The sequence below is a fragment of the Rhizobium sp. Root1220 genome (assembly GCF_001426265.1).
Lineage (GTDB): Bacteria > Pseudomonadota > Alphaproteobacteria > Rhizobiales > Rhizobiaceae > Rhizobium.
In genome coordinates this window covers 270,603-283,139 of sequence record NZ_LMDG01000034.1, presented here as the reverse complement: position 1 = coordinate 283,139, position 12,537 = coordinate 270,603, and the positions used below count along the sequence as shown (strand labels likewise).

At 61.3% G+C, this 12,537-nt stretch carries 10 protein-coding genes; 6 read left to right on the top strand and 4 right to left on the bottom strand.

Going from position 1 to position 12,537, the window contains the following annotated elements; translation table 11 throughout:
• The first annotated feature begins 68 nt into the window (after window positions 1–68).
• A complete protein-coding gene (locus ASC90_RS22680; RefSeq protein WP_056545519.1) occupies window positions 69–1,016 on the top strand; it encodes a substrate-binding domain-containing protein in 948 nt (315 codons plus the stop codon).
• 52 nt (window positions 1,017–1,068) lie between these two features.
• On the opposite strand, the gene ASC90_RS22675 is transcribed toward ASC90_RS22680, so the two are convergent.
• The gene (locus tag ASC90_RS22675; protein WP_056545518.1) at window positions 1,069–2,841 is read right to left on the bottom strand and encodes an adenylate/guanylate cyclase domain-containing protein; all 1,773 of its coding nucleotides are present in this window, start codon (window positions 2,839–2,841) and stop codon (window positions 1,069–1,071) included.
• 304 nt (window positions 2,842–3,145) lie between these two features.
• Between ASC90_RS22675 and ASC90_RS22670 the strand changes: the two genes are divergently transcribed.
• From ASC90_RS22670 to ASC90_RS22660, 3 genes are all read left to right on the top strand, one after another.
• Window positions 3,146–4,198, top strand: coding sequence for a sugar phosphate isomerase/epimerase (locus tag ASC90_RS22670; RefSeq protein WP_056545517.1), 1,053 nt, complete (start codon window positions 3,146–3,148; stop codon window positions 4,196–4,198).
• Between the two features lie 149 nt (window positions 4,199–4,347).
• Window positions 4,348–5,535: a Gfo/Idh/MocA family oxidoreductase gene (locus ASC90_RS22665; RefSeq protein ID WP_056545516.1), complete on the top strand. Its 1,188-nt coding sequence runs from the start codon at window positions 4,348–4,350 to the stop codon at window positions 5,533–5,535.
• Window positions 5,536–5,659: 124 nt separating this feature from the next.
• The gene (locus ASC90_RS22660; protein ID WP_056545511.1) at window positions 5,660–6,058 is read left to right on the top strand and encodes a hypothetical protein; all 399 of its coding nucleotides are present in this window, start codon (window positions 5,660–5,662) and stop codon (window positions 6,056–6,058) included.
• Window positions 6,059–6,109: 51 nt separating this feature from the next.
• On the opposite strand, the gene ASC90_RS22655 is transcribed toward ASC90_RS22660, so the two are convergent.
• A complete protein-coding gene (locus ASC90_RS22655; RefSeq protein ID WP_056545510.1) occupies window positions 6,110–6,511 on the bottom strand; it encodes a DoxX family protein in 402 nt (133 codons plus the stop codon).
• A 128-nt stretch (window positions 6,512–6,639) separates the two neighbouring features.
• Complete coding sequence (locus ASC90_RS22650) at window positions 6,640–7,605, bottom strand: acetylxylan esterase (RefSeq protein WP_056545509.1); 966 nt, start codon at window positions 7,603–7,605, stop codon at window positions 6,640–6,642.
• 151 nt (window positions 7,606–7,756) lie between these two features.
• On the opposite strand from ASC90_RS22650, the gene ASC90_RS22645 reads away from it, so the two are divergent.
• Together ASC90_RS22645 and ASC90_RS22640 are read left to right on the top strand one after the other, a co-directional pair.
• Window positions 7,757–9,130: a GH1 family beta-glucosidase gene (locus tag ASC90_RS22645; RefSeq protein WP_056545792.1), complete on the top strand. Its 1,374-nt coding sequence runs from the start codon at window positions 7,757–7,759 to the stop codon at window positions 9,128–9,130.
• A 203-nt stretch (window positions 9,131–9,333) separates the two neighbouring features.
• Window positions 9,334–11,544: an EAL domain-containing protein gene (locus tag ASC90_RS22640; protein WP_056545508.1), complete on the top strand. Its 2,211-nt coding sequence runs from the start codon at window positions 9,334–9,336 to the stop codon at window positions 11,542–11,544.
• On the opposite strand, the gene ASC90_RS22635 is transcribed toward ASC90_RS22640, so the two are convergent.
• A complete protein-coding gene (locus ASC90_RS22635) occupies window positions 11,541–12,482 on the bottom strand; it encodes a rhodanese-related sulfurtransferase (protein WP_056545502.1) in 942 nt (313 codons plus the stop codon). The two genes, ASC90_RS22640 and ASC90_RS22635, sit on opposite strands and share 4 nt — an antisense overlap.
• Between the last annotated feature and the right edge of the window lie 55 nt (window positions 12,483–12,537).

Sequence of the window (12,537 nt, the reverse complement as noted above, 5' to 3'; positions counted from 1 at the left end):
TGATTGGGTCCACGGGGCGCCCGATCGGAAGGTTTGCAAGCCCTGAAGTTCACTGGGAGGAGAATAACATGCGTAAGACAATGTTCAGCTTAGCGATCGTGACGGCGGCCTTGCTCGCCGGCGTCGCCCATGCGCAGGACAAGAAGACGATCGGCGTTTCCATTCCGGCCGCCGACCACGGCTGGACCTCCGGCGTGGTGTTCCATGCCGAGCGCGTTGCCAAGCTGCTGATGGCCGAGCACCCTGACCTGACCGTTATCGTCAAGACTTCGCCGGATGCGGCAAGCCAGGCGAATGCGGTACAGGATCTTGCGACACAGGGCATCGACGCCCTCGTCATCCTGCCGTCGGATCCGGATCCGCTGGTCAACGCCATCAAGGAAGTCAAGGACAAGGGCACCTTTGTCGCGCTGGTCGACCGCGCACCGAGCACCAACGACGATTCCGTCCGCGACATCTACATCGCCGGCAACAATCCTGCGCTCGGCGAAGTTGCCGGCAAATACATCAAGGACACGACGCCAGACGCACAGGTCGTCGTTATCCGCGGTCTGCCGATTCCGATCGATCAGCAGCGCCAGGACGGCTTCGACAAGGGTATCGCCGGCTCCAACGTCAAGGTTCTCGACCGACAGTTCGGGAACTGGAACCGCGACGATGCCTTCAAGGTAATGCAGGACTACCTGACCAAGTACCCGAAGATCGACGTGGTATGGTGCCAGGACGACGACATGGCCGTCGGCGTGTTGCAGGCGATCGAACAGGCCAAGCGCACCGATATCCAGTACGTCGTGGCCGGCGCCGGCTCGAAGGACATGGTCAAGAAGGTCATGGACGGCGACAAGCTGATCCCGGTCGACGTTCTCTATCCGCCGGCAATGGTTGGCACGGCAATGGAACTGACGGCCGCTTCGCTTTACGATCAGGTTCCGGTTCGCGGCACCTATATCCTCGACGCTACGCTGGTGACAAAGGATAACGCGAAGGACTTCTACTTCCCGGACTCGCCGTTCTGATCCTCACGATCCAATGGCGCCCGTCTATTCGGACGGGCGCTTTTTCTGCCGGTCATTCCGGCAAACCGGCGCTTTCGAGGTCGGCGATGAACTGGTCGATGAAGGCCTCGCCCATCACGGCATTTTCACCGAAATAGAATTCCCGTCGCGCGTCAGCTTGGGTCATTCCGGGACGGAAGCGATGAAGCTTCATGACCGCCTCCCGTGCCTCGGCGATTTTTTCCTGCCGGCCGAGTACCGCCGCAAGCGCCATGGCCGGCCAGAAAGTGACGTTTGGGGAGCGCAACGAGGTGTATGCGGCCTCGGCCGCTTCATCCATGCTGTTCAATTGATAGTGCGCGATAGCGAGCATGTTATGGAATGTCCAAAGATGTGGATCGCGAGGGCTCAGCCGAAACGCTTCCCGGATTTCCGGTATTCCTTCCTCCGGCCGATCAGCGTAGCAGAGAGCCTGACCGAGCGCGAAATGCGCCTGTGCGAAGCTGGAGTCCAATTTGACGGCATTGCGCAGATGGGCAATTCCGGCCTGCGTCGCTCCGTCAAGTGCAAGTCCCCTGCCAAGCGCCAGATGCGCTGCCGGTTCCTTTTGGTCCAGCACGATCGCCCGTTCCGCCAGGTCTATCGCATTGCATATGCGCTCTTCCCGTTCCTCCAGCGGGCCGTACCAGCCAAGTTGAATGTGCACATAGGCCAATCGCGCCTGAGCCTGGGCAAAGGTGGGGTCAATTTCGATCGCCTGCTCGAAAAGGTCCTTTGCGGTTTCAAGATTGTCGCGGGTGAAAAGGTAGAGGTGCCAGAGGCCTTTGAGGTAGATCTCCCATGCGGTCATGTCGTGTGGCGGGCTCCCCCGCAGCGCCGCGAATTCGATCGCACCGAGTTCGGGCTCGATCGTCCCGGTGATCTCGGAAGCGATCTCGTCCTGGACCTCGAAGATGTCGGCCAGCGTGCGGTCGTAGCGCTCCGCCCACAGCAGCGTGCCATCGCTGCCGTTCAACAGTTGCGCCGTGATACGAATCTTGGTGTCCGATCGCCTGACGCTGCCCTCCAGCACATATTTCACACTGAGGTCCTCGGCGACCCTGCGTGCATCGATGGCGCGGCCCTTGAAGCTGAAGGACGAGTTGCGGGCGGCAACGAGCAACCAGCGGCAGCGCGCCAGGGTTGCGATGAGTTCGTCGGTAAAACCGTCCGAAAAGTGCTCCTGCCCCTCCACGCTCGACATGTTGGCGAACGGCAGGACCGCGATCGAAGGGCGCTTCTGCATCGGCACCGAGGCGATGGATGGCGCCTCCGGGGCGATCTCCTCTTGCCCTGCGGGGAGCCAATGCCAAATCCGCACCGGATGATCGATGTTCTTGAGCCTGCGATTGCCGAAGTCCGTGGCATGGAATTCCAGCTTCGTGCCGATCTGGTCGCAAACCTGCTGCGAGACGCAGATACCGCCGGGCGGCGCGAGCGCTTGCAAGCGCGCGGCGATGTTCACGCCATCGCCGAAGATGTCATTGTCCTCCGCCAGGATGTCGTCGATGTGGATACCGATGCGCCAGATCATGCGATGCTCCGGAGGAGCGCTGGCGTTGCGAAGGACGAGGGCATTCTGGATTTCGATGCCGCAGCTCAACGCATCGACGACGCTCCCAAATTCCGCCAAGGTCTCGTCGCCCAGAAATTTGACGACCCGCCCGTGATGCTGCGTTATGGCGGGCACGATGATTTCGGCGTTATGCGCCTTCAACGTCGCGAAGGTTCCTGCTTCGTCGAGACCCATCAGCCGGGAGAAGCCGACGACATCCGCATCCAGTATTGCTGCCAGTCGCCGCGTCATGCGCCAACCTCCGTGGTAAAAGAGAGTAACACGGGATGGTGGGAAGTCCATCGAAACGGGTTCGGGCACGGTCGGAAGCCTGCTGTCGGCGGCAGCTTGCGACAGGCAGCAGGGCGATCGGTCCTGTACAATTGCGGTACGTACATCTTGCAGCTGAGGGCATGCCATGATTAAGTCGGTAGCGTTTCGATTTCTGACCTATTGGCAAATGCGAAATATGTTCTTGGATCGGCTTGCCGATAGAAATTTGCGTGCTAGAACACTTCCATAAACGTTTACGGTCATCATTCAGGGAGGAATTGACATGAAAACGATCAAGGGCCCAGGCTTGTTCCTCGGGCAGTTCGCTGGCGACACGGCGCCTTTCAACTCTTGGGATTCGATCACCAAATGGGCAGCCGACATCGGCTACAAGGGCGTGCAGGTTCCGACCTGGGCCGGCCAGCTCATCGATCTCAAGAAGGCGGCTTCGTCGAAGGACTACTGCGACGAATTTGCTGGCGTGGCGCGCCAGAACGGCGTCGAGGTGACCGAGCTTTCCACCCATCTGCAGGGACAGCTGGTGGCCGTGCACCCGGCTTATGATGAAGCATTTGACGGTTTTGCGGCACCCGAGGTGCGCGGCAACCCGAAGGCTCGCCAGGAATGGGCGGTCGAGCAGGTGAAGATGGCGCTGACGGCGTCGAAGCATCTCGGCATCAAGGCCCATGCAACGTTCTCCGGTGCTCTCGCCTGGCCGTTTGTCTATCCGTGGCCGCAGCGCCCGGCTGGTCTGGTCGAGGCCGCGTTCGACGAACTGGCCCGTCGCTGGAAGCCCATCCTCGACCATGCCGACGCAAATGGCGTCGACGTCTGCTACGAAATCCACCCGGGCGAAGACCTGCATGACGGCATCACCTTCGAGATGTTCCTCGAGCGCGTCGGCAACCATCCGCGCGCCAACATGCTCTACGATCCGTCGCACTACGTTCTGCAGTGCCTCGATTATCTCGACAACATCGACATCTACAAAGACCGGATCAAGATGTTCCACGTCAAGGATGCCGAGTTCAACCCGACCGGACGTCAGGGCGTCTATGGCGGCTACCAGGGTTGGGTCGATCGGGCCGGTCGGTTCCGGTCGCTTGGCGATGGCCAGGTCGACTTCGGCGCGGTGTTCTCGAAGATGACCGCCAACAATTTCGACGGCTGGGCCGTGGTCGAGTGGGAATGCGCGCTGAAGCATCCGGAAGACGGCGCGCGCGAAGGTGCCGAGTTCGTCAAGGCGCACATCATCCGCGTCACGGAGAAGGCGTTCGACGACTTCGCCGGCAGTGGCACAGACCAGGCGGCCAACCGCCGCATGCTGGGGCTCTAAGCAAGAAATGCCGCTCCCCAACTCCTCCCCGCACGGGGAGGGGCTTGCTTGCGGCGCCGCCGCGAATCGTCTCCCTCCTTGTGGGGGAGATGCCCGGCAGGGCAGAGGGGACTTATGTTTCCCATGGGAAGAATGATCAGGAGGAATCAATGGCAATCGAAGCATCAACGGAACAGACGCGCGAGCCGCGCATCCGTCTTGGCATGGTCGGGGGGGGCGCCGGCGCTTTCATCGGTGCGGTGCACCGCATAGCCGCCCGTATCGACGATCAGTATGACCTCATTGCCGGCGCGCTGTCGTCGACGCATGAGAAAGCAATGGCATCCGGCCGTGATCTCGGCCTTGATCCGTCGCGCACCTATTCCAGCTATCGCGAGATGGCGATCCGCGAGGCGAAGCTGAAGAACGGCATCGAGGCTGTCTCGATCGTCACGCCGAACCATGTGCACTACGACGCCGCCAAGGAGTTCCTGCGGCGTGGCATCCACGTCATCTGCGACAAGCCGCTGACCTCGAACCTTGCCGACGCCAAGAAGCTGAAGAAGGTTGCCGACGAGAGCGGCGCGCTGTTCATCCTGACGCACAACTACACCGGCTATCCTATGGTCCGCCAGGCGCGCGAGATGATCGCTAATGGCGAGTTGGGCGATATCCGCGTCGTGCAGGCGGAGTATCCGCAGGACTGGCTGACGGAAGCCGTTGAGCAGACCGGTGCCAAGCAGGCCGTCTGGCGCACCGACCCGGCGCAGTCGGGTGCGGGCGGCTCGACGGGCGACATTGGCACACATGCCTACAACCTCGCTTCGTTTGTCTCCGGCCTGGAACTCGACAGCCTCGCCGCCGATCTCGACAGTTTTGTCGAAGGTCGTCGCCTTGACGACAACGCCCACGTGATGTTGCGCTTCAAGGCGAAGGGCAGCGAGAAGCCGGCCAAGGGCATGCTCTGGTGCAGCCAGGTAGCGCCCGGCCACGAGAACGGCCTGAAGGTCCGTGTCTATGGAACGAAGGGTGGTCTTGAATGGGTGCAGGCCGATCCGAACTATCTCTGGTACACGCCATTTGGCGAGTCCAAGCGGCTGATCACCCGCAACGGTGCGGGCTCCGGTCCGGCTGCCGCGCGCGTCTCGCGCATCCCGTCCGGCCATCCGGAAGGCTACCTCGAAGCCTTTGCGACCATCTACACGGAGGCGGCCCACGCCATCAATGCCCACAAGAAGGGCAAGGCGGTCGACAAGGCTGTGGTCTATCCGACGGTTGATGACGGTGTGAAGGGCGTTGCATTCGTCGAGGCCTGCGTCGCGTCCTCGAAGAAGAACGGCGCCTGGGTCAAGGTCTGATCCTCGCAATCCCAGATGATCAATACAACTAATGGGCGCATTTCCTACAATGTTAGGGAGTGCGCTCATTGTCGTTTAACAATGCTGTGGCAGAAACGAGCGTAACAAAATGGGGAGACGTTCGATGAAAACTTCTGCCCGAGTGCTGACCTGCGGCTTCGCGCTTGCTGCGTTTCCGGCGCTGTCGCAGGACGCGCCCAACCGCATGCCGAATTTCTATGCCGGCCAGCGTATGCCAGGAATGGTCAACGTGCAGGCGACGATGTCGCTCGCCGTACCTGTCGAAGCGGACAAGGATACCGCTGAGCAGATCAACGCTGCGCAAAAGGGTTTCTACCTGATGGCGGGTGGACAGTGCGAGCTCATCCTGCAAACTCTGGCCGAGAGCTGCCAGATCACCAATCTTACGAGCAACGCCGATCTCAATCGCTACCCGCGTGGCGATGGCGCGCGCAATGACATCATCGTGCGCGGCACGGTCTCCATGGCGGTGAAGCTCAAGGACGCGAAACAGAACCCATAAGTGTTCCTCGCGTGGCCGAAGCGGCAGTGCGCCGCTTCGAACCGGCATCGGTCAGGCCGTCGCCTGCTTGCGCTTCGTCAAGGCATCGACGCTGAATGGTCCGGCACCGGCGGCGACGATGTAGAGGAAGACGAAGCAGAACAGAATGGCGGCGACGCCACCGTTCTGGGCGGGATATAAGCTTTTCGATGCGTGGCCGATGAAATAGGCAAAGGCCATCAAGCCTGACAGCACGAAGGCCGCAGCGCGCGTCTGGAAGCCGATCAGCACGAGAAAACCAAGCACAAGCTCAAGCAGCCCGGCGGACCAAGAGAGCGAACCGACATCGGGCACGCGCTCGGCGGCGGGGAAGTGCAGGATCTTCTGCGTGCCGTAGCTGAAGAGCACGAGCGACGAGACGATGCGCAGCAGGCTGAGAAGATGCGGTTGCAGGGAGCTGATCGAAGCGAACATGGCAGACCTTTCGTGAGGAAGACTACCTTCAGCGTTTAGCCGCGGTTGCGGCAATGGCAATTCACGACTTCTGACATGAGCGTTATCTGTCTCCCCGCACGGGGAGAGCGGCGTGTTGCGTTGTCCTGTTACAACAGCCGCATAAACGCGCGAAGTTTCTCGCGCAGGGCATAGTTCTGCTCCATCATGCCGGGATAATCGAAGTGGCCGGCATCGAGCACGAAGATCTCGTTGTCTTTTGACGCCGGCACGGCGTTTGCCACGGCGAACTGGCAGGGTGGTGCCACCGCGGGGTCGAAGAGTGCGGCGGCGACCAGCATCGGCACCATGATCCTTGTGGCGGCAGTCGCTGCATCGTACAGGCGCAGGTGCTCAAGCACGTCAGGATGGGTCTTCTGATAGGTCTGGACGGAATCGGCGCTGCCGACCGTCGGCAGGCTCAGCCACTGCTTTCGGTCACCGAAGGTCGGGACGATGAGGTGGCCGCGGTCGATGCGCTCGTCGAAGGGGATCGCCAACGCGCCGAGGCCGCCGCCGAAGCTTGCGCCGATATAGCCGATGCGGCCAGCAATCCAGGGATACAGCGCCAGAAGCGTCGAGACGCCAAGCCAGACATCGTCGACGCAGCCGCCGATGACATAGTCGTCGGGCTTGTCGATGTCGTAGAGTACATGTCCGGGAGCATCCGGCGGAATCGGCGGGTGGGCACTCAGCGACATGCCGCGGGAGCACAGGAAGAGGATGGCTGTTTCTTCCACCGGCAGATCGAACTCCGGCACTTCCCGCCCGCCATAGCCGTGTCCGACGACCAGTCCGCGGCGCACCGGCCTGTCGTGCGGCAAAAGCAGCCAGCCGCCGATCCGGAGCCCATCGGTGGAGGTGTAGACGATGTCGAGGACCTGCCAGGTTGGATGGTGGAGCCTGCTTCTGGTCAGCACCGGCCCGGGGTCTATGGCGATCGCCCGGCGATATCGCTTCTTCCAGAAATCGTCGAAGCCCGGTGGCGCTTCCGGAGGCACGATTGCCAGCAGCTGCCCGAGCTTCATGCCGTAGGTCGGGTCGAAGGCGAACGGATGAGTTGTCGGAATGCTCATCGGGCGTTTGTTTCGCGAAATGGACGGTAATGCAAGCCACTGTCGTCGAGCCGCAGATGACTGCAACGTTGCAGTCATGTCACTTCGAGACTGTACAATCGCGACTTGCTTGGCTAAACCGCCTCCGAAACCACAATAGATGGGATTCCAGATGATCGATCCGAAGACTCTTGCCGCCCGCTTTCCCGGCGATTTCACCTTTGGTGTGGCCACCGCCGCCTTCCAGATCGAAGGCGCCAGCAAGGCAGATGGCCGCAAGCCGTCCATCTGGGATGCCTTCAGCAACATGCCGGGAAGGGTCCACAATCGAGACAACGGCGACGTTGCGTGTGATCACTACAATCGCCTCGATCAGGATCTCGATCTCATCAAGTCGATGGGCGTCGAGGCCTACCGTTTCTCTATCGCCTGGCCGCGCATCATTCCCGACGGTACGGGTCCGGTGAACGAGGCCGGCCTCGACTTCTACGATCGGCTCGTCGACGGGTGCAAGGCGCGGGGCATCAAGACCTTCGCGACGCTCTATCACTGGGACCTGCCGCTGACGCTGATGGGCGAGGGCGGCTGGACGGCGCGCTCGACGGCCTATGCCTACCAGCGCTATGCCAAGACCGTGATGGCCCGCCTCGGCGACCGCCTCGACAGCGTCGCGACCTTCAACGAGCCTTGGTGCATCGTCTGGCTCAGCCATCTCTACGGCATCCACGCGCCGGGCGAGCGCAACATGCAGGCAGCACTCCATGCCATGCACTACATGAACCTCGCCCACGGCCTCGGCGTCGAGGCGATCCGCTCTGAAGCGCCGAACGTGCCGGTCGGCCTCGTTCTCAACGCCTCGTCGATCATTCCGGGTTCCGACAGCGCCGCCGACAAGGCCGCCGGAGAGCGCGCGCACCAGTTCCACAATGGCGCGTTCTTCGATCCGGTCTTCAAGGGTGAATACCCCAAGGAATTTGTCGAAGCGCTCGGCGACCGCATGCCGGTCATCGAAGACGGAGACCTGAAGATCATAAGCCAGAAACTCGACTGGTGGGGTCTCAACTACTACAAACCCGAGCGCGTCCACGACGACTCCGAGAGGACCGGCGACTTCCCGTGGACGGTGGAAGCCGCGCCTGCAAGCGACGTGAAGACGGACATCGGCTGGGAAGTCTATGCGCGGGGCCTGAAGCTGCTGGTCGAGGATCTCTACCGGCGCTACGAATTGCCGGATTGCTACATCACCGAGAACGGCGCCTGCTACAACATGGACATCGTCAACGGCGTGGTCGACGACCAGCCGCGCCTCGACTACTACAGCGATCACCTCGCGATCGTCGCCGACCTCATCAAGGACGGCTATCCGATGCGCGGTTATTTCGCCTGGAGCCTGATGGACAATTTCGAATGGGCGGAAGGCTACCGCATGCGCTTCGGCCTCGTTCACGTTGACTACGAGACGCAGGTACGCACGCTCAAGAAGAGTGGCAAATGGTACGCCGAGCTTGCCGATCAGTTCCCGAAGGGCAATCACAAGGTCGCCTGAGGACGCGGGTTCGAGCGGCTTCATTCGGGAGTTTCGTTCGCGACGGTCGCGCCCAAATTTCCCTGTGAAAACAGATAGGCCAGAGCCTGGCCTATCTGGATTGGGCGCGTCGCAAAAAATTGACGATGATTAATCGTTATATCGACGTTTTAACCGTTTTTTGAACCCTTGGCATGCACACTCCGTCGATCGGGGAGTGGTGCATGACTGCAATTTCTAGGGGTAGGAAAAAAGTCGCAGGCGTTGGTCGCCACGTGACGGTTGTCGGCGTGCTTTTTTCCTTCGCGGTCGTCGTGGCGGTTGTCACGATCATGGTGCTTACCGCGCTCGGGCGCGTTGCCGAAAAGTCGAACGTGCTTGACGACGAGCGCTCGCGTGAGACGATGTCTGGCGCGCTGAAGACCTTCGAAGCACAGTTGGGCGCGACACTCAACGACTATGCGGCCTGGGATGACGCTGCGACGAATGTCTACGCCGCCGACGGCATGGGGTGGACGATCAGCAACTACGGCGATATGTCCGTCAACAGCTCGCTGTTCGACATGGCGATCGTCGTCGACGATGACATGAAAGCGATCATGGCCTATCGCGACGGCAAGCCGATGGTTGGCGCGCTCGACGATTTCTTTTCTCCGGCGCTCGGGACGCTCTTCAACAAGGCGAAGATCGCTGGCCCGCAGGATATACCGGAGGCAACCGGTTTCGTTGCCACGAAGTCCGGAATTGCCATGGTCGGTGCAGCGCTGGTCCGAAAAAAGTCTGGCGTTCTGGATGTGCCGCCTGGCAAGCATCGCTATCTCATCTTTGCGCGCCATCTCAACGCTTCGAAAATCAGCGAACTGGGCACCATCTATGTCATCGACGGTCTGCAGTTGGTTGCAGCGGATCGGGCCGCCGCCTTTTCGGTGGGGATCAGCGATGCGCGTGGCACCTCCCTCGGCAAGCTGATCTGGGTGTCGCGCGCTCCCGGCGATATCGGCTATGGCGAGGTCCGCCCGATGGTCGTCCAGGCCATCGGCCTTGTCGGACTGTTCTTCGTCGTGCTGCTGATCATTGGCTGGCTGACTGGCCAGCGCCTCAAGGCCGAGGAAGTCAATGCCCGCGAAGAAGCGCATCGTGATCGGTTGAGTGGGCTCCTGAACAGGGATGGTCTCGGCGTTGCCGTCGACGGTTTCGTTTCCGAAGCCGCACAAACGCAGCGCAACGTCCTCATTCTCTACCTCGACCTCGATGGATTCAAGGAAGTCAATGACGCCTATGGCCATGGAACCGGCGACCAGCTGATCCGGGCTGTCGCGGCGGGCCTCCAGGTGCTCATTCCGAGCGACGCCGTTCTTGCCCGCATCGGCGGTGATGAATTCGCCATCGTGTTCCTCTCGGACAGCGAGCAGGCGGTGGCCCTCCAGCTTTCCGAGCAGATACTCGACTTTCTCGCCGAGCCCCTGGAGATCGGCCGCCGCGTGGTGGTGATCGGTGCAAGCATCGGCATTGCCATGTCGGCGCGTGGAGCGGTTGATCGCGAGGAACTGGTGCGTCGTGCCGACCTTGCCATGTACAAGGCGAAGGAGGCCGGCCGCGCGCGCATGACACTCTATGATCCGGCAATGGACACAGACCGGGCAGAGCGCAATGCGCTTGAACTGGATTTGCGGATGGCAATCGAAGGCGGCGATCTCACGATTGCCTATCAGCCGCTGATCGATGCGGCTACGCACGCGATGACCGGTGTCGAGGCGCTGGTCCGCTGGAACCGTCCCGGCCATGGGCCGATTTCGCCGGAGGTCTTCATTCCTGTTGCCGAGACCAGCGGCCTCATCGAGGCGCTTGGATTGTTCGTGCTGCGCAAGGCCTGCGAGACGGCCAAGCTCTGGCCTGAACTGCGCATCTCGGTCAATGTTTCGCCGGGACAGTTCCGCAACCCGGCTTTCGCCGATTATGTCCGCTATGTGCTGAAGCAGACCGAGGTGGAAGCCAAGCGCGTGACGCTGGAGGTCACGGAAGGGTACATGATCCAAAACCCGCAGCGGACACGACAGGCCATCGAGCGGCTGAAGGCGCTTGGTGTCAAGGTGGCGCTCGATGATTTCGGCTCGGGCTTTTCGTCGATCGGCTATCTTCGCCAGTTCGGCTTCGACCGCATCAAGATCGATCGATCTCTGGTGATGGACATCCTGGAAAGCGACCGGCAACGCGAGATGCTGCAGGCAACCGTGGCACTTGCCCGTTCGCTGGATATTCCGGTGACTGCCGAAGGCATCGAGACCGAGCAGCAGGCGATTGCAGTTCGCCTGTTTGGTTGCGATACGCTGCAGGGCTATTTCTTCGGGCGTCCGATGCCGGCGGATCAGATCACCCAACGGGTGATGGAGGCGCGGGCCAGCATGGCAAGCACCCGCCGAACCAGCGCCGCCTAAGTGCCGATGTGCTTCTGCCCGCGCGCCTTGGCGAGAGCGATCTGGTGCTGCCGCTGGCGGTACCGCAAGCGGTCATCTTCCGTGCGTGTCTGATAGCAGTGACTGCAGGAGACGCCTTCCTCGTAATGGGGCGAGGCAATTTCTTCGGCGGTAATCGGGTTGCGACAGGCGTGGCAAAGCTTGTGCTCGCCTTCCTTCAGCCCGTGTTCGACGGAGACCCGCTCGTCGAAGACGAAGCAGGCGCCGTCCCACAGGCTATCTTGCTGCGGCACTTCCTCGAGATATTTCAGGATGCCGCCCTTGAGGTGATAGACCTCGTCGAAGCCCTGATCCTTCATGAACGCGGTCGCCTTTTCGCAGCGGATGCCACCGGTGCAATACATGGCGATCTTCGGCTTGTTGTGCAGGCCGGTGTTCTGGCGCACCCACTCCGGGAACTCGCGGAAGGTCTTGGTCTTCGGGTCGAGCGCCCCTCGGAAAGTGCCGATCGCCGTTTCGTAATCGTTGCGGGTATCGATGACGATGGTGTCGGGATCGGAAATCAGCGCGTTCCAATCCCCAGGCGCGACGTAGGTACCGACCACCTTGTTGGGGTCGATGTTCTCGACGCCCATGGTGACGATCTCTTTCTTCAGTTTCACCTTCATGCGCAGGAACGGCATCTTCGATGCGCGGCTTTCCTTGTGCTCCAGACCAGCAAATTCGGGCTGGGCGCGCAGAAAGGCGAGTACCGTCCGGATGCCGGTATCCGGACCGGCGATCGTGCCGTTGATGCCTTCGTGCGCCACGAGCAGCGTGCCCTTGACGCCGTTTTGCTCGCACAGCGCCTGCAGCGGATCGCGCAAGCTCTCGAAGCGAGGCACCGAAACGAAGTGGTAAAGTGCCGCGACGAGAAACGGGCTCGTCGCGGACGTTGGTTGGGTCAGCGTGTCTGTCATGCGGCTGGAAATACAGCCTCTCCGCCCGCTACGCAATCCCGGAAGCTTGCACCCG

What these genes read in the sequence shown, in the direction of transcription:
- ASC90_RS22680 (WP_056545519.1), top strand. Translation starts at nt 69, where the DNA reads ATGCGTAAGACAATGTTCAGCTTAGCGATCGTGACGGCGGCCTTGCTC.
- ASC90_RS22675 (WP_056545518.1), bottom strand. Translation starts at nt 2,841, where the DNA reads ATGACGCGGCGACTGGCAGCAATACTGGATGCGGATGTCGTCGGCTTC.
- ASC90_RS22670 (WP_056545517.1), top strand. Translation starts at nt 3,146, where the DNA reads ATGAAAACGATCAAGGGCCCAGGCTTGTTCCTCGGGCAGTTCGCTGGC.
- ASC90_RS22665 (WP_056545516.1), top strand. Translation starts at nt 4,348, where the DNA reads ATGGCAATCGAAGCATCAACGGAACAGACGCGCGAGCCGCGCATCCGT.
- ASC90_RS22660 (WP_056545511.1), top strand. Translation starts at nt 5,660, where the DNA reads ATGAAAACTTCTGCCCGAGTGCTGACCTGCGGCTTCGCGCTTGCTGCG.
- ASC90_RS22655 (WP_056545510.1), bottom strand. Translation starts at nt 6,511, where the DNA reads ATGTTCGCTTCGATCAGCTCCCTGCAACCGCATCTTCTCAGCCTGCTG.
- ASC90_RS22650 (WP_056545509.1), bottom strand. Translation starts at nt 7,605, where the DNA reads ATGAGCATTCCGACAACTCATCCGTTCGCCTTCGACCCGACCTACGGC.
- ASC90_RS22645 (WP_056545792.1), top strand. Translation starts at nt 7,757, where the DNA reads ATGATCGATCCGAAGACTCTTGCCGCCCGCTTTCCCGGCGATTTCACC.
- ASC90_RS22640 (WP_056545508.1), top strand. Translation starts at nt 9,334, where the DNA reads ATGACTGCAATTTCTAGGGGTAGGAAAAAAGTCGCAGGCGTTGGTCGC.
- ASC90_RS22635 (WP_056545502.1), bottom strand. Translation starts at nt 12,482, where the DNA reads ATGACAGACACGCTGACCCAACCAACGTCCGCGACGAGCCCGTTTCTC.